15 protein-coding genes are annotated in these 15,985 nt (G+C 69.5%); 2 read left to right on the top strand and 13 right to left on the bottom strand.

Features of this window, described 5'->3' with window-relative positions; all coding sequences use genetic code 11:
- Positions 1–54 precede the first annotated feature (54 nt).
- The 6 genes from AC1D1G_RS29255 to AC1D1G_RS29230 are packed head-to-tail and all read right to left on the bottom strand — an operon-like array spanning position 55 to position 5,686.
- Entirely contained in the window at positions 55–867 is an 813-nt protein-coding gene (locus AC1D1G_RS29255; protein WP_477954796.1) for a MaoC/PaaZ C-terminal domain-containing protein, read from the bottom strand.
- 2 nt (positions 868–869) lie between these two features.
- The gene (locus AC1D1G_RS29250) at positions 870–2,048 is read right to left on the bottom strand and encodes a lipid-transfer protein (RefSeq protein ID WP_283352457.1); all 1,179 of its coding nucleotides are present in this window, start codon (positions 2,046–2,048) and stop codon (positions 870–872) included.
- Complete coding sequence (locus tag AC1D1G_RS29245) at positions 2,045–2,476, bottom strand: MaoC family dehydratase (RefSeq protein ID WP_283352458.1); 432 nt, start codon at positions 2,474–2,476, stop codon at positions 2,045–2,047. The genes AC1D1G_RS29250 and AC1D1G_RS29245 overlap by 4 nt, the downstream gene beginning before the upstream one ends.
- Positions 2,473–3,585, bottom strand: coding sequence for an acyl-CoA dehydrogenase family protein (locus AC1D1G_RS29240; protein WP_283352459.1), 1,113 nt, complete (start codon positions 3,583–3,585; stop codon positions 2,473–2,475). The genes AC1D1G_RS29245 and AC1D1G_RS29240 overlap by 4 nt, the downstream gene beginning before the upstream one ends.
- Positions 3,585–4,523, bottom strand: a complete 939-nt coding sequence (locus tag AC1D1G_RS29235; protein WP_477954794.1) for a bifunctional MaoC family dehydratase N-terminal/OB-fold nucleic acid binding domain-containing protein — start codon at positions 4,521–4,523, stop codon at positions 3,585–3,587. Before AC1D1G_RS29235 ends, AC1D1G_RS29240 begins: the two co-directional genes overlap by 1 nt.
- Complete coding sequence (locus AC1D1G_RS29230; RefSeq protein ID WP_477954792.1) at positions 4,520–5,686, bottom strand: acyl-CoA dehydrogenase family protein; 1,167 nt, start codon at positions 5,684–5,686, stop codon at positions 4,520–4,522. The genes AC1D1G_RS29235 and AC1D1G_RS29230 overlap by 4 nt, the downstream gene beginning before the upstream one ends.
- Before the next feature lie 139 nt (positions 5,687–5,825).
- On the opposite strand from AC1D1G_RS29230, the gene AC1D1G_RS29225 reads away from it, so the two are divergent.
- Complete coding sequence (locus AC1D1G_RS29225) at positions 5,826–6,266, top strand: nuclear transport factor 2 family protein (RefSeq protein ID WP_283331375.1); 441 nt, start codon at positions 5,826–5,828, stop codon at positions 6,264–6,266.
- On the opposite strand, the gene AC1D1G_RS29220 is transcribed toward AC1D1G_RS29225, so the two are convergent.
- From AC1D1G_RS29220 to AC1D1G_RS29210, 3 genes are read right to left on the bottom strand one after another with little or no spacing between them, the layout of a single operon-like run.
- Positions 6,250–7,137 (bottom strand): LLM class F420-dependent oxidoreductase, encoded by an 888-nt coding sequence (locus AC1D1G_RS29220; protein ID WP_477954791.1) that lies wholly within the window; start codon positions 7,135–7,137, stop codon positions 6,250–6,252. The two genes, AC1D1G_RS29225 and AC1D1G_RS29220, sit on opposite strands and share 17 nt — an antisense overlap.
- 13 nt (positions 7,138–7,150) lie before the next feature.
- Entirely contained in the window at positions 7,151–8,818 is a 1,668-nt protein-coding gene (gene casI, locus AC1D1G_RS29215) for a steroid-22-oyl-CoA synthetase (protein WP_477954790.1), read from the bottom strand.
- A 26-nt stretch (positions 8,819–8,844) separates the two neighbouring features.
- Positions 8,845–10,038, bottom strand: a complete 1,194-nt coding sequence (locus AC1D1G_RS29210; RefSeq protein ID WP_477954788.1) for an NADH:flavin oxidoreductase — start codon at positions 10,036–10,038, stop codon at positions 8,845–8,847.
- A 154-nt stretch (positions 10,039–10,192) separates the two neighbouring features.
- Here AC1D1G_RS29210 and casG point away from each other — a divergent pair, with 154 nt between their 5' ends.
- Positions 10,193–11,854 carry a steroid-24-oyl-CoA synthetase gene (gene casG / locus AC1D1G_RS29205; RefSeq protein WP_477954787.1) on the top strand — a complete coding sequence of 554 codons (1,662 nt, stop codon included), beginning with the start codon at positions 10,193–10,195 and terminating at the stop codon, positions 11,852–11,854.
- Between the two features lie 82 nt (positions 11,855–11,936).
- On the opposite strand, the gene AC1D1G_RS29200 is transcribed toward casG, so the two are convergent.
- The 4 genes from AC1D1G_RS29200 to AC1D1G_RS29185 all read right to left on the bottom strand — a co-directional run.
- Positions 11,937–12,752 (bottom strand): mycofactocin-coupled SDR family oxidoreductase, encoded by an 816-nt coding sequence (locus AC1D1G_RS29200; protein ID WP_005570128.1) that lies wholly within the window; start codon positions 12,750–12,752, stop codon positions 11,937–11,939.
- A 19-nt stretch (positions 12,753–12,771) separates the two neighbouring features.
- Entirely contained in the window at positions 12,772–13,422 is a 651-nt protein-coding gene (locus AC1D1G_RS29195; protein WP_007300176.1) for a PaaI family thioesterase, read from the bottom strand.
- Positions 13,419–14,291, bottom strand: a complete 873-nt coding sequence (locus AC1D1G_RS29190; protein ID WP_477954786.1) for a MaoC/PaaZ C-terminal domain-containing protein — start codon at positions 14,289–14,291, stop codon at positions 13,419–13,421. The genes AC1D1G_RS29195 and AC1D1G_RS29190 overlap by 4 nt, the downstream gene beginning before the upstream one ends.
- Before the next feature lie 6 nt (positions 14,292–14,297).
- The coding region (locus AC1D1G_RS29185) for an acyl-CoA dehydrogenase family protein (RefSeq protein WP_477954785.1) at positions 14,298–15,985 on the bottom strand (1,688 nt) is incomplete at its 5' end.

Below are 15,985 nucleotides of genomic sequence, written 5' to 3'. Positions count from 1 at the left end.
GTTCAGTTGAACTGCGCCGATGTGACATTCGGCGACGAAGGGACGAACGTGCGGTCAGCCGAATGCGGCGCGAGCGCCGGCGATGAGCGGCCGGTCGTCCCGGACGAGTTCGAACGACGCATCACCCGCATCACCCCACGCCCGCAACGACGGCGCGTCGCCCGGGTAGACCGGTGCGGCGAACCGTCCCTCCAGCCGGACGAGGTCGGCCGGGTGGACGTCCAGCGCCCGCGCGAGTTCCAGCGTGCTCGCGGCGAGGGTGCACAGCCCGTGCATGATCGGCCGGGGCTGCCCGATCCGCTCGGCCGCCRCCGGGTCGATGTGGATGTGGTGCCGGTCGCCGGTCAGCCGGTACAGCGCCGCCTGGTTCGCCGCGGTCTGCAGCACAGTCGTCGAGACCGGTTCCCCCTCGGGCCGAGCCGGTTTCGCGGGACCGCGATCGCCACCGAAACCGCCGGCACCGGGCGCGAACAACGACCAGGTGGCGACGAAGAACTCGGACTCGACGCGCACCTCGAACACGGCCGCCGAACCCTTGTCCCACACCTCGCCGACCGACGCCGACAACGCGATCTCACCGCGACGCGGAAGCGGCGCGAGCACCGCCAGTTCCTGCGATCCGTGCAGCGCCGTCTTCGTGTCGAAGGCGCCCCGCGACCCCAGTTCGTCCGGCGCCCACTGTGYCAGGGTGAGAGCGAACGTCGGCAGCACCCGCAGACRCTCCTCGAAGACGAGGTCCAGTTCGGTGGCCCGCGCACCCACCGACAGTGCGTACAGGATGGCGTCGCGCTCGTCGTACCTCACGGTGCGGGTGCCGAGGTCGGTCCCTCGCCACGCTCCTGCCGTCGTGCGCTCGGTTGTCGTCATGATCAGTCCTCTCTGCCCAGGATCAGGCCGCTGGTGGGCACGGCGGTGCCCGCGGTCACCAGCACGTTGCCGATGCCGTCCGGTTGGGTGGTCGACGTTCCGCGGATCAGGCGAACCGCCTCGGCGATCCCGTTGACGCCGTGCAGATAGGCCTCGCCGATCTGGCCGCCGTGGGTGTTCGCCGGGAGTCGGCCGCCGACCTCGAGGTTGCCGTCCCGGATGAAGTCCTTCGCCTCGCCCGGGTCGCAGAACCCGAGTTCCTCGAGTTGCGGGAGGACGAGCGGAGTGAAGTGGTCGTAGAGGATCGCCGCCGAGACGTCGTCGGGCGTGAGACCGCTCTGCCGGTAGAGTTGCCTGCCCACGAGGCCCATTTCGGGTATTCCGGTGATGTCGGGCCGGTAGTAACTGGCCATCATGTGCTGGTCCTTGCCCGAGCCCTGCGCGGCGGCCTTGACGATCGCCGGGATGGTGCGGAGGTCCTTCGCGCGTTCGGCAGAGACGACGACGAGGGCCTGACCGCCGTCGGTTTCCTGGCAGCAGTCCAGTAGGTGCAGCGGTTCGGCGATCCACCGCGAATTCTGGTGGTCGTCGAGGGTGATGGGCCGCCCGCGGAACCAGGCGGCGGGGTTGTCGGCGGCGTGCTTGCGTGCGACGACCGCGACCCGGCCGAAGTCCTCACTCGTGGCGCCGTACCGATGCATGTACCGGCGGGCGAACATCGCCACCCACTGGGCGGGCGTCGACAGTCCCTGCGGGGTCAGCCAGGCGTACGCGGCCCGGTCCGCGGTGCTGTCCATCGGGCGGTCGTGCTGCCCGAGTCCGTAACGCACACCGGACCGTTCGTTGAACGCCCGATAGCAGACGACGACGTCCGCGATGCCGGTGGCGACGGCCATCGCCGCCTGCTGAACGGTGGCGCACGCGGCGCCGCCGCCGTAACCGATGCGGGAGAAGAACTTCAGCTCACCGATGCCCGTGTTGCGGGCGACGAGCACCTCCCCGTTCGTCTCCGCGGTGTACGTGGACAGTCCGTCGACCTCGGACGGGTCGATACCCGCGTCGGCGAGTGCGGCGACGATCGCCTCGCACGCCAGTTGCAGTTCGCTTCGTCCCGAGTGCTTGGAGAATTCGGTGGCGCCGATGCCGACGATGGCGGCGGCGCCCGACAGGGGGCTGGTCACAGGTCTCCTCGTGCAGGCCAGGCGACGACGACGGTGCCGGTGGCGTGATCACCGAGGCTGTTCGCGCCGCGGATCTTCACGGTCACGAGGCCGTCGTCCTTCGCGACCACCTCACCGGTCAGGGTCATCGCGTCGCCGGGGTAGTTGGGGGCACCGAGCCGCACCGCGATCCGGCGCAGCGACGCGTGCGGTCCGGCCCAGTCGGTGACGAACCGCCCCACCAGCCCGTTGGTGGTGAGGATGTTCATGAACACGTCCTTCGACCCCCTCTCCACCGCCAGCGCCGGGTCGTGGTGAACGTCCTGGAAGTCGCGGGTGGCGAGGGCGGTGGCGACGATCAGGGTGCGGGTCAGCGGAATCACCAGCTCCGGTAGCCGGTCGCCGATCGTGACGGCGTCGTAGGTCGTGGCGCCGACGGTCGCGGTCATGCGACCACCTCGACCCCGGCCGCCAGCTGCGCGCCCAGACGTGCCAGGTCAGAGCCGGCTCCGCCGAGGGTGGCGGCGAGCTGTTTGCCCCACAGCAGGTGCCGGTGCACCGGGTAGTCGGTGTCGACGCCGATTCCGCCGTGCACGTGCTGGGTGCGGTGGACGACCCGCTGCCCGCCGTCGGTCGCCCACCATTTCGCGACCAGCACAGCGGTTCCCGGATCTTCCCCGCTCGCGAGGAGCCACACGGCCTGCCACAGCGTCACCCGCATGGCCTCGAGGTCGATGTAGCAGTCCGCGAGCTGATGGGTGACGGCCTGAAACGTCGCGAGCGGGCGGCCGAACTGGGTGCGTCCGTTGAGGTAGGTGACGGCCTGACGTACCGCGCCCTCCCCGACGCCCAGTTGCAGGGCGGCGACCGCCAGTTCCGCCCGTTCGATCAGCCACCGCACCGCGCTACCGTCCGCCGGGCCGACCGGTTCCGCGGGCGCCGCGTCGAACGTGACGTTCGCGCAGATCTCGTGGGTGGTCGACTCCGCCTGCTGCGCCGTCACGCCCGCGGCCCCCGGGCGCACCAGGAACAGCGCCGGACCGCTGTCGGTGGCCGCGGAGACGAGGAGGCGTTCGGCCAGGTGCGCCACGGGCACCGCGGCCTTGGCGCCGTGCACCTGCCACCGGCCGTCCACCTCGCGTGCCGTCGTCGCCGGTTCGCCCGCGACGTACGGTCCGAACTCCTCGAGCCCGACCGTGAGGATCAGGCCGCCGTCGGCCGCCGCGGGGACCAGCGCGGCGCATTGGTCCGGCGTCCCGAACTCGGCGATCGCGAGCGCGCCCAGCGCGTGTGGCCACAACGGAACCGGCGCCACGGTCCGGCCCTGCTCCTCGAGCAGGACGTACAGTTCGGCGAGTCCCATGCCGCCGCCGCCGAGGTTCTCGGGCAGGGCGATGCCGAGCAGCCCGGTGGTGGCCAGTTCGCGCCACAGTTCCCGGTCGATCCGGTCGGCGCTCGATTCGACGTCCTTGATCCGCTCGGGTCGCGACGTGGCAGCGAACACGTCCGCGGCCAGTCCGCGCACCGCTTCCTGCTCCTCGCCGAATGTGAAATCCATCAGTGGTCCTCCGATGCAGCGGGCCGGAACGCGRGAAGTGTGAGTTCCGGGTCGGCGTCGATCCAGTCCAGTTCCACGGGCATTCCGATGTGCACGTGACCGGGTTCGACGCCTGTCATGTTGGCGATCAGGCGGGTGCCTTCCTCGAGTTCGATCACCGCGACGATCAGTGGGTAGTCGAAGGCATCGATCTTCGGGTGGTGATTGACGACGAACGTGTAGACGGTGCCCCGCCCCGACGCGTCGACGGTGTCCCACTCGGTGGAGCGGCACTCCCCGCACATCGGCCCGGTCGGGTGCCGCAGCACACCGCAGCTCGTGCACCGCTGAATGACGAGGCGGTGCTCGCGTGCGGCCGCGAACCAGAAGGCGTTGTCGTCGTTGAGAGCGGGCCGCGGGCGAAGCGGGCGCGGGGCCGGACGTTCGGCAGGCCGGAATCGGAGTGTCCGCCACCGCTGGGTTCCGACGATCTCGCCGTCGCCGTTGCGGTACGTCTTGAGGGTGGTGAGGAAATGTCCGGCGCCGATACCGGTCTGCTTCTCCGCGGAGACGGACTCGACCACCTCGGTCGTGCTCACCCGGTCGCCGGGGCGCAGTTCGGCGACGAATTCCTGGTCGGAATCGGTGGCGACGACGGATGTGAATCCCGCCTCGTCGAGTGTGGCGATCAGTTCCGTCCAGACCGGTGACGGGTCGGCGCCGGACATCTTGTCGGCGAATGTGCGCATCGTCCACACCTGCAGCATCTGGGCGGGTGCGACGGCGCCGCCGCGGCCGGTGGCGCGCGCGGCGTCGTCGTCGAGGTAGACCGGGCTCGTGTCGCCCATCGCCTCGGCCCAGTGCCGGATCATGGGCGTGTTCACCGGGTCGGGACCCCAGGTGGCCGGGACGATCGTCCGTCCCTCGAAGGCGCGGAGCCGGGTGAGGAGTTCGCTCATTTCACCCTCTTCTCGCGGGCGAGTCCGAGGCCGAGGGTGCCGACCATGTCGCGGAGCACCTCGTTGACGCCGCCGCCGAACGTGTTCACCACGCTTTGACGTGAGATCTGTTCGATCTGGCCGGCGAGGATCGCGCCCGGCGAACCCGGACGCAGCCGTCCGGCGGCACCGAGGATCCCGAGCAGCGTGCGATAGACGTCGACGTGGGTTTCGGTGCCGTACGTCTTGGTGGCGCCGGCGTCGGCCCCCGACAACGCATCCCGCGCGACCGCGGCGGTCATCTTCCAGTTCAGTAGACGCATCGCCTCGAGCTTCGCGTGCGTGCGCGCGAAGTCCATCTGCACCCACGGAGTGTCGAGTGCCCCGTTCTGCCCGGCCCAGTCGAGGACCTGGTGCCACAGGCCGAGCGTGCGGCCGCCGAGCGCGGCGAGCCCGATGCGTTCGTGATTGAGCTGCGCGGTGATCAGCTGCCACCCGCCGTCGACGTCGCCCACGACGTCCTGATCGCCGACCCGGATCCCGCTGTAGTAGGTCGACGTGACCGTCAGCCCGCCCACGGTGTGGATCGGTGACCAGCTGAAGCCTGGATCGTCGGTGGGAACGATGAGGATCGAGATGCCCTTGTGCTTGGGGGCATCCGCATCGGTGCGGCACGCCAGCCACACGTAGTCGGCCGTGTTGGCGCCACTGGTGAAGATCTTGTTGCCGTCGACCACCCACGTGTCCCCGTCGCGCACGGCCCGGGTCTGCAGCGAGGCGAGGTCGGTGCCGGCCTCCGGTTCGGTGTACCCGATGGCGAAGACGATGTCGCCGGCCAGGATGCCGGGAAGGAACCGCGCCTTCTGCTCCTCGGTGCCGTACTTCATCAGGGTGGGGCCGACCGTGTTGACGGTGACGAACGGGAACGGCAACCCGGCCCGTTGCACCTCGTCGAAGAACACGAACTGGTCTTCGATCGACCGTCCCTGCCCGCCGTACTCCACCGGCCAGCCGACACCCAGCCAGCCGTCCTTGCCCAGCAGCCGCACGATGTCGCGGAAATGCTCTCCGCCCACACCCTCCTCACCTGCGGTCCGCCGCGTCTCCTCCGGCAGCAGCGCCGCGAAATAGGCGCGCAACTCCCGCCGGAGTTCCCGCTGCCCGGGCGATTCCCTCACATCCATCGGCGTTCTCCTCAAACCTGTGCGTGGCTGTCGCCACGGGTGTTCTGGACGCTAACCAGCACTCCCACGCCTCGGTGCCGATGTCTCGGTCAGCGGGAGGCGGCTGTCGCCGATGCCGCACGTCCGCTGGAATGGTGGAATGGCCACCGGATTCGCTCTCACCGAACTCACCGCCCGCTATGCGCGGGCCGTCGACCGGCGCGAGGCGGCGACGCTCGCGGCGTTGTTCGACCCCGACGCGACGTTCGTCCTCCCGCCCGCGTTGACGGGCACCGGCGCGGCAACGGAACTCCGCGGCAGCGGCGTGCTCGCGTCCGCCGTCGTGGACGCGGTCTCGCATCTGCAGTCCACCCGGCACGTCGTGCACCAGCAGGTGATCGACGTGGACGGGTCGACGGCGTCGGGCGAGACGTACTGCACGGCACACCACGTCTATGCCGGACGAAACGGATTCCGCGACAACCGGATCGCGTTGCGCTACCACGACCGGTACGTGCTCGGCGACACCGGCTGGCAGTTCTCCCGGCGCGAACTGATCGTCGACTTCAGCGAGGACCTGCCGGTCACCGTGCCGGACTGAGCCCCAACCGCGCCGAGCAGGCGGCCATCTCGTCGATGACCTGGCCGAGGGACTGCGCGTGCCGGGACGCCGACAGCACGAGCCGATTCGCGCCCAGGTCCCGGGACCGGTCGAGTGTRGCCTCGTCGAGCCGCGGCAGCGTGGCACCCAGCACGAGGTCGACGTCGGCGGGATCGCGGCCGGCGTCCGCTGCCGCCGCCCGCATCCGGGAAATCGCCCGGTCCAGGTCGTCGCCGGCCAGGCCGAGCGGCTGGAACCCGTCGCCGAGCCGCCCGGCCCGCCGTGCGGCCGCCGGGCTGTGTCCGCCGATGAAGAGCGGCACTCCCGAATTCCGGTGGGGTTTGGGCCAGCTCTGGGCACCGCGGAAGGAGAAGTGTTCACCCGCGAAGTCGACGGCGCCGGTACCCGACCACAGCGCCCGCATCACCGCGATCGCCTCGTCGGCGACCGCGCCGCGCCGGTCGAAGTCGCCGCCGCAGGCCTCGATCTCCTCGCGCATCCAGCCGAGACCGAGGCAGATGCGGAGACGCCCCGCGGACAGCCGGTCCAGGGTGGCGAGACGCTTCGCCAGCACCACCGGGTGGTGGTTGGGCAGCACCAGCACTCCCGTCGCGAGTCCCAGGGTCGTCGTGGCGCCGGCGACGAACGACAGCAGTTCCAGCGGGTCCGGCAGGCTGCAGTCGTCGGGCAGGTGCGACTTGCCGGTGGGCGAGTACGGATATTCGCTCGCCGTGTCCGCGATGACGACCGAATGCTCGACGGCGGAGATCTCGTCGAATCCGAGTGATTCGGCGGCCCTCGCGAATTCGAGTATCCATTCGGGCTCGCCCGCCCGTCCCAGCTCGACGGGAATCACCACACCCAGTTTCATGTCACCCTCACCGTCACACGTGCAGGAATCGTTGCCGGCCGTGCGTGTGGAACTCCTGCTCCAGCGCGGCCTTCTCACTGTCGGTCATCTCGTGGTACTCGGGAACACCGCGTCCCACCCACCGGAAGACCGGATCGTCGCACCGCCAGCGCTGTTCCTGCAGCGTTCGTTTGAGCACCTTGTTCGATCCCGTCACCGGCAGGTCCGTCGACACCCGGACGAAGCGCGGTGCGGCCTTCGTGCCCAGGTCGTCCTGGCTACCGAGGAACGTGGCGAACTCCGCCGGATCGAAATCGGTCGGATCCGACACCTCGACGGCCGCCATCACCTGATCGCCCGACCGCGGGTCGGGGACGGCGTACACGCCGGTGGCGACCACTTTCGGGTGGCGGCGCAGAATCCGCTCCACCATCAACGCCGAGGTGTTCTCCCCGTCCACGCGGATCCAGTCGCCCTTCCGGCCGGCGAAGTAGATGAAGCCGGCCTCGTCGACGTACCCGAGGTCGCCCGTCCAGTACCAGCCGTGCCGGATGCGGTCCGCGATCGCGTCCTCGTTCTTGTAATAGCCCTCGAATCGCGCCGCGCCGGCCTTGTCGACCATCTCGCCGATCGCCTCGTCCGGATTGAGTACGCGACCGTGCTCGTCGAGCCGCGCCCGGGCCTTTTCCGCGCGGGTGTCGGGGTCGACGATGACGATGTTCTCGTTCGCGGGTCTGCCGAGCGCGCCCTCGGGGGCGTCGGGGTCGAGCGTCACCGAACCGGCGCCTTCGCTCGAGCCGTACCCTTCGTACAGTTCGGCGCCGAACCGGCGGACGAATTCGGTCTTGTCCTCCGGGGACGCCTCGGTCCCGAAACCGCGGACGAGTGTGTTGTCCCGGTCGTCGGGTTGCTCGGGTGTGGCCATCAGGTACGCCAGCGCCTTGCCGACGTAGGTGAAGAATGTGGCGCCGAAGAACCGGACGTCGGGCAGGAATCCGGACGCGGAGAACTTGCGCGGCAGGCAGACGGTGGCGCCGTTGGCGAGTGCGGGCGCCCACAGCGCCATCAGCGCGTTGCCGTGGAACAGTGGCATGCAGCAGTAGTCGACGTCCTCGCGCACGTGCCCGTACTTGACGGTGTTGGCGTACGCCAGCCGGGCGAGCCGGCCCTGACTGCACCGCACCGCTTTCGACGTGCCGGTGGTGCCGGACGTGAACAGCAGAAGGAACAGCGTCGACGCGTCGATCCCGGGATCCCAGGCCGGACTCTCGACGGTGTGGGACGCGACGCGTTCGGTGTAGGCCGGATCGTCGACCAGCAGAAACCGGTCGTCGGACAGCCCGAGGTCGAGACCGGCGAGCTGCGCCTTCCCCGCGGTGTCCGTGACGATCAGCTGGCAGTCGACGTACCGGATCTCGGCCTCGAGTTCCGCGCCGCGGCGGGTCGGATTGATGCCGACGACGGTGGCACCTGCGAGCGCCGCGCCGCCCAGCCAGAACAGGAACTCGGGGGTGTTCTCCAGCAGGACTCCGATGTGGAACGGTCCGTCGCGCCGCAACGAGGACGCGACGGACCCGCGGGCCGCACTCTCGCGCACCACCTCGTCCCAGGTCCAATCCTGTTCCCTGGTTCGGACTCCCAGCCTGTCGTCACCCTGCCGGTCGAGCAGCATCTCGGCGATCGTGGTGCGTTCCAACTCCATCTCTCCTGTCGACACGGTATGCACGCTCACGGCACGCGGAGCACGCAGTGGGTGCCACCGTAGATCGCCGTCATGCACTTGTTGCAGTGAATGCACAGACCGGGGTTGTGGGTCTCCTCGGTGATCCGGTTGACGAGGTCGGGTTCCCGCAGGAGTGCGCGTGCGACGGCCACGAACTGGAAGCCTTCCGCCATCGCCAGGTCCATGGTCGCCTTGCCGGTGATGCCGCCGAGCAGGACGAGCGGCATCGTCACGGCGGCCCTGATCTGGCGGGCGTCCTCGAGGAGGTAGGCGTCGCGGTAGGGGTATTCCTTCAGGAAGTGCTTGCCGACCAACCGGATTCCCAGTTTCGTCGGCTGCGGCATGACGGCAGCGAACTCACGGAGCGGCGCGTCGCCCTTGAACAGGTACATCGGATTCAGCAGCGAACTGCCCGCGGTGAGCTCGAGCGCGTCCAGCGAACCGTCCCGTTCGAGCCACCGCGCCACCTGGATGGCCTCGTCCACCCAGAAGCCCCCGGGCACACCGTCGTCCATGTTCAGCTTGGCGAGGATCGCGATCCTGTCCCCCACCGCGTCGCGGACGGCGCGGGCGGTCTCGAGCGCGAACCGGGCGCGGTTCGCCAGGGATCCGCCGTACTCGTCCGTGCGCTTGTTGACCTTCGGGCTGAGAAACGAGCTGATCAGGTAGTTGTGGCCGAAATGGATCTCCACGGCGTCGAACCCCGCCTCCACCGCGCGGCGAGCCGCGTGGGCGTGTGCCTCGACGATCCGGGCGATGTCTGCCGTAGAGGCCGGCTTGGAGAAGTTCTGGGTGGTCATCCGGAACGCGCGGGACGGGCCCAACGCCGGGGATCCGATGTACTTCGCGGCCGCGACCGGTCCCGCGTGGCCGATCTGCGCCGACACTGCGGCACCCTCGGCGTGGATGGCGTCGGTCAGCTTTCGCAGACCCGGCATCGTCTCGTCGGTCCATTGGATCTGGCCGGGCGACGTGCGTCCGTCCGCGGCGACCGCGCAGTACGCGACGGTCGTCATGCCCACGCCCCCGGCGGCGGGTTGTCGATGGAATTCGATGAGCTCGTCGGTGACCAGACCCTTCGGGGTCAGCCCCTCGTACGTCGCTGCCTTGATCACGCGATTGCGCAGAGTGATCGGCCCGAGCTTGGCCGGGGCGAGCGGATCGACCTTCACTGTGGGCGGGTCGAGATCTATCGTCATATGAGTTCCTCCAGCTGCGATTCGCTGTCGAACGTAACGGCGCCGGGATGTCGCGGATCGCGGCAGTCTCGCTGAGTGGTAACCACGTCCGGGCGCCCGTCACGGCGTGCCATCTTGTGTCGGTACGAGTGCCCGAGGACGAAAGGTCGCCCCGATGACTGCCCCTACAGATCCACAGTTGCACCTGGATCAGGTGATGTCCCGTCTCACCGGACCTGGTGGCCGGTTCGAACTCGTCGAGCAGCCGGTGCTCGGCACCCGGATGCCGGTGATGAAGAACCGTGGGCGGTCGGTGGGCGAACTCCTCACCACGTCGCTCCGGTGGGGCGACCGCGACTACCTCGTGACCGCCGACCGCCGCATGTCCTACACCGAGCACGCCGCCGCGGTCGCGGCCCTCGCGACGGCGCTGCGCGACGACCACGGCGTCCGGAAGGGTGACCGGGTGGCGATCCTGGCCGCGAACACCCCCGAGTGGGTGGTCGCGTTCTGGGCCACGCAGGTGCTCGGCGCCATCAGCGTCGGGTTGAACGGCTGGTGGGTTCCGCGGGAAGTCGAGTACGGACTGACGCACAGTCGCCCCACCGTGGTGGTCGTCGACGCGAAGCGCGCCGAGACGCTCGCCGCGGTCGGCACCGACCTCCCGGTCCTCACGATGGAGGTGGATCTGCCCGCGCTCTTCGCGAAGTACGCAGGGTCCCCGATGCCGCACACCGACGTCGACGAGGACGATCCCGCCGCCATCCTCTACACCAGCGGCACGAGCGGCAGACCCAAGGGAGCGTTGCACTCTCAGCGCAACATTCTGGCCGTCGTCGACTACCACCGGTTCAGCGATGCCGTGGTCGGCGAGTTCAGTGGACGCCCTGTCGATCCGGCGATGCCGAGTCCGCTTCGCTACCTCCTGACGTCTCCCCTGTTCCACATCGCGAGCCTGCACAATCTGGTGGTTCCGCGGCTCGCGACGGGCGGCGCGGTCGTCATGCACCAGGGTGGATTCGACGTGGACGCCGTGCTCCGACTCGTCGAGCGGGAACGGGTCACCAACTGGGGAGCGGTGCCCACGATGGCGTCCCGCCTGGTCGAGCACGACGACCTCGACAAGTACGACCTGTCGTCGCTCACGTCGTTCTCGCTGGCGTCCGCACCCTCGTCGGTGGCGTTCAAGGAACGGCTGCGCAAGAAGGTGYCGTTCGCGCGCAACGCCCTCGTGGACAGTTACGGACTCACCGAGTGCAGTACCGCGATCGCCGTCGCCACCGCCCCCGAACTCGAACAGTTCCCGGGCACTCTGGGCCGTCCGATCATCACGGTGAGCATGGAGATCCGCGACCCGTACGGGGAGTGGCTGCCCGACGGCGTCGAGGGTGAAGTGTGCGTGCGCAGCCCGTTCGTGATGCTCGGCTACTGGGAGGACGAGGCCGCCACCGCTGCAGCGATCGCCCCGGGCCGATGGCTCCGGACCGGCGACTACGGACTCGTCGAGAACGGTCGCCTCCGGCTGACCGGACGTCGCTCGGATCTGATCCTGCGCGGCGGGGAGAACGTGTACCCCACCGAGATCGAGCAGTGCCTCGACGAACACCCCGACGTGCTCGAGTGCGCGGTGATCGGGACGCCCCACGACGATCTGGGGCAGGAGGTGGCGGCCGTCGTGGTGTTGCGACCGGGGGCCGCGACCACCGAGGCGGAACTGCGCGAGTACGCCGCGGATCGCCTGTCGTATTTCAAGGTTCCGACCCGCTGGCGGATCACCACGGACCTGTTGCCCCGCAACGCGACCGGCAAGATGGTCCGCCGGGACATCACCGTCTGACACCGGCAGATGAGCGCCGAATGCCACAGTGGTGCAGGCGAACTGCACCACTGTGACATTCGGCGAACACAAACCGCGAACCTCAGCGAATGAGGTTGCCGAGGTCGACGGGAATCTGCGCCCCGGTGATGTATTTCGCCTCGTCGGAACACACCCAGGCGACGACGGCGGCGACGTCCTCCGGCTGGGTGATGCGGTAGGGCAGCGAATTCTGGTAGATGGAGCCGAGCGTCGACGCGTACCGGGCGATGAGCGGGTGCAGGTCGCGCACCTTCATGCCGGTGTCCACGCCCGCCGGGTGCACCGTATTGACACGGATGCGGTGCTCCCCGAGTTCGTTCGCCATCGTCTTGGCGAGCCCGGTGATGCCGTGCTTGGTGGCGACGTAGTGCCCTGTGAACGGGGTGCCCTTCAGCCCGGACACCGAACTCGTGAAGACGACGGCGCCGCCCTCCCCCTGTTCGATCAGATACGGAACCGCCGCCTTCGCGGTGTGGAACGTTCCCGTGAGGTTGACGTCGACCGTCTCCTGCCACTGCTCGGCGGTGATCTCCCACGACAACGCCCCCGAGCAGATGCCCGCGTTCGCGATCACGACGTCGAGGCGGCCCAACTGCTCGATGCCGTCGGCGAGGGCACGCGAGAGTCCGTCGAAATCGCGCACGTCCGCGGTGGAGGCGACGATCCGCCGGCCGGTGGATTCGACGAGCCGGACCGTCTCGGCCAGGTCGTCCCGGGTGGCGCCGGGATAGGCGGTGGACGCGAATTCGGTGCAGGCGTCGATCGCGATGACGTCAGCGCCCTCGGACGCGAACCGGACGGCCTCGGCGCGGCCCTGCCCGCGCGCCGCGCCGGTGACGAAGACGACCTTGTTCTCGAAACGGCCGGGTGACGTCATTGTCTGCTCCTGATCGGGGTCATCGTGGGCGGGGCACGGTCTTGTCGACGAACAGTCCCTCGACCGAGACGCACACCTCGCCGTCCGCGGTCCGGATGTCGCCGACGGTGGTGATCTTGCGGCCGTCGACCGACATCAGCTTCCCGGTCAGGGTGAGTGGTTCGAACAGCGGCGTCGGGCGGTGGTAGCGGGTGCTCAACTGCGCTGTCATGCCGGCTTTTCCACCCCAGGCGTTGGCGACGCCGAGGACGTGGTCGAGCAGGAGCGCGGACACGCCGCCGTGGACGTGCCCGGGCGGCCCCTGGTACGGGATGGTCAGCGTGACGGTGCCCCGGACCGATCCGTCGGACAGCCCCTCGAGGACCACAGGCGGCGCCAGGGCGTTCTCGGGTCCGGTGACGGGATCGTGCCGGGTGACGCCCTCGCCGTTCCACATGTCGATCAGCCGCTCGGCGACGGCGGGCGCGTGTTCCTCGAGGTGCTCGGCGATGCTGTTCAGCTCTTCCGCGACGCGGTCGAGGTTGGCGTTGCCGCGATCGGTCCGCAGCAGCGCGTCGACCACGCGGCGGGCGGCCTCGGTCGCCCGGTCGACGGCGGAACCGTCGGGCGGTGACGTCAGCACCGTTCCCGACGGGCTGTTCTCGAACGTGGGGTGCGTACCGACGCTCACCCGCTCACCTCCATCGTCGCCTGGGTCAGCACCAGTTGCCCGTCACGGTCGGGGCACGTCGCGCGCAGGGTCAGCCGGTCGCCGTCGTGCCAGACCGCGGTCTCGACGGTCTCGCCCGGGTACAGCGAGCCCGCGAACCGCACCGCGTAGTGGCGCAGTCGTGTGGGATCGCCGTCCAGCATCCCGTCGACGACGGCCTTGCACACCACACCGTACGACGCGAGCCCGTGCAGGATCGGCCTTTCGAACCCGGCCGCGGCCGCGAATTCGGGGTCTGCGTGCAGCGGGTTGAGGTCGCCGCTGAGCCGGTAGAGCAGGGCCTGCGCCGTCCCGGTGCGCGACTCCAGCACCTTGTCGGGTTCGCGGGCCGGCACCGTGGCCACCGACTCGGGTCCCGGGGAGCCACCGAACCCGCCCTCATCGCGGGCCCAGATCTGCATCCCCGTGGTCCACAACGGGTTCCCTCCCGAGTCGGTGGCCGTCTGTTCGAGCACGATGACGGCGGCCTTGCCCTTGTCCCACACGTCCGCCACCCGCGAGGACACCCGGGCCCCACCTGACGGAGGAATGGGCGCGTGCACGGTGAGCGACTGTCCGCCGTGCAGGATCTTGCGGAGGTCGATGTCGATACCGGGCAGGCTCAGCCCGGCAGCCGGTGCGTCGCCGGCCGAGATCCCCTGCCCCGCGACGAGCGCGAACGTCGGCAGCACCTGCAAGTCCTTTTCGTACACCCAGCGCAGTTCCCCGGGGTCCTGTGCGTTCTCGCCGGCACCGAGGCCGAGGTGGTAGAGAATCACGTCGCGCTCGGTCCACGACACGTCGCGTATGGACGGTTCCACGGTCAGCGCGGCCTCCACGTCGATCGCCATGCCAGGTCACGCTTCCTTTCCGGGTTCGGGGTCGCGGGGCAGACCCAGCAGTCGTTCGCCGATGATGTTGAGCTGGACGTTGGTGGTGCCGCCCGCGATCGACATGCACTGCGAGTTCAGGAACATCTGCGTGCCGGACGTGCGGGGCTGGTCGCCGAGCAGGGCGCGCGGTCCGGCCCAGTCCATCGCCACCTCCCACACCTGCTGGATGTGTTCGACACCGAGCAGTTTCGCGACCGACGACTCGGCGCCCGGTTGGCCGCCCGCGATCGATCGCAGGGTGGTGCGCAGCCCCATCAGGCCGCCTGACTGTGCGTCGCAGAGGACCTTGCCGAGTACGGTCAGCTGTTCGTCGTCGATGCCGCCGGGCAGTTCGCCTGCCAGGGTCAGCAGAGCCTCGCCGCCGGAGCCCAGGGAGGAGTCGTGCGACAGCGACACCCGCTCGTTGGCGAGGGTCGTCCGGGCGAGCTTCCAGCCGTCGCCCGGTTCGCCCACCAGGAGTTCGTCCGGGACGAACACGTTGTCGAAGAACACCTCGTTGAACAGGGCCTCGCCGGTGATCTCGCGCAGCGGCCGGATGTCGAGACCGTTGCTGCCCRACATGTCGATCAGGAAGTACGACAGTCCCTTGTGTTTGGGCACCGAGCCGTCCGTGCGGGCGAGGCAGATGCCCCAGTCCGCGTCCCGGGCCATCGACGTCCACACCTTCTGCCCCTGCAGCATCCAGCCGCCGTCCACCTTGGTGGCCCTGGTGGTCAGGCCGGCGAGGTCCGATCCGGCGCCGGGTTCGGAGAACAGCTGGCACCAGACGAGGTCGCCGCGCAATGAGGGGGGCACGAAGCGCTGCAACAGTTCTTCGCTGCCGTGCGCGATGAGCGTGGGCACCACCCAGTTGCCGATGATCATGTCGTGGGGCTGCAGCGCGGCCGCGCGCAGTTCCTCCGCGATCACGAGTTGTTCCACGGCGCCTGCTCCCCTGCCCCACGGTGCGGGCAGGTGCGGTGCGGTGTAGCCCTTCTCGGCCAGGTACGTCCTGCGCTCCGCCTCGCCCATCGCGGCGGCGGGCGCAAGTTCCGCGAGAACGTCGGCGCGGATGCTCTCGGCGTCCGGAGGTAGGTCGATGCCGAGCACCCGGCGGGCGCCGCCCAGGGTCGCGCGGGCAACGCGCCGCCGCCACGATGCGGTGGACCCGAGCAGGATCCGCAGCGATTGCGCTCGGCGCAGGTACAGGTGGGCGTCGTGTTCCCAGGTGTAGCCGATGCCGCCGAGCACCTGGATGCAGTCCTTGGTGACGGAGAACGCAGCGTCGAGTGYGGTGGCCCCGGCGACCGCGGCCGCGAGTGACGCCTCCGCCCCACTGCAGCGCGGCGCAGCCGTCGCGGCCCTGGCACTGCTTCCGGGATTCATCGCACGGGCCGCGTCCCACGCGCACACGCGGGCCTGCTCCGCGACGCTGAGCATGCGGGCCACCCGGTGCTTCACCCCCTGGAACTGGCCGATCGGGCGGCCGAACTGGTGGCGCACCTTGGCGTAGTCGGCGGCGGTGGCCACGGCCCAGTCGGCGACACCCGACGCCTCGGCGGCGAACAAGGTGGCCGCCAGATCGAGGACGCGTTGCGAATCGATCTGCAGCACATCGGCTTCGGCGATCGACAATCCGTTCGCCGCCGCGGTCGCGTTGCGACGCACCACGT

It is taken from the genome of Rhodococcus sp. P3_B8, from assembly GCF_056402775.1.
The sequence above is the reverse complement of the archived record's forward strand: the minus strand, read 5'-3'. Positions and strand labels throughout refer to the sequence as shown.

Bases quoted from the DNA above. Each gene is read 5' to 3' on its own strand.
- AC1D1G_RS29245 (WP_283352458.1), bottom strand. From the start codon at position 2,476: ATGACCGCGACCGTCGGCGCCACGACCTACGACGCCGTCACGATCGGC.
- AC1D1G_RS29240 (WP_283352459.1), bottom strand. From the start codon at position 3,585: ATGGATTTCACATTCGGCGAGGAGCAGGAAGCGGTGCGCGGACTGGCC.
- AC1D1G_RS29230 (WP_477954792.1), bottom strand. From the start codon at position 5,686: ATGGATGTGAGGGAATCGCCCGGGCAGCGGGAACTCCGGCGGGAGTTG.
- AC1D1G_RS29225 (WP_283331375.1), top strand. From the start codon at position 5,826: ATGGCCACCGGATTCGCTCTCACCGAACTCACCGCCCGCTATGCGCGG.
- casI (WP_477954790.1), bottom strand. From the start codon at position 8,818: ATGGAGTTGGAACGCACCACGATCGCCGAGATGCTGCTCGACCGGCAG.
- AC1D1G_RS29210 (WP_477954788.1), bottom strand. From the start codon at position 10,038: ATGACGATAGATCTCGACCCGCCCACAGTGAAGGTCGATCCGCTCGCC.
- AC1D1G_RS29200 (WP_005570128.1), bottom strand. From the start codon at position 12,752: ATGACGTCACCCGGCCGTTTCGAGAACAAGGTCGTCTTCGTCACCGGC.
- AC1D1G_RS29190 (WP_477954786.1), bottom strand. From the start codon at position 14,291: ATGGCGATCGACGTGGAGGCCGCGCTGACCGTGGAACCGTCCATACGC.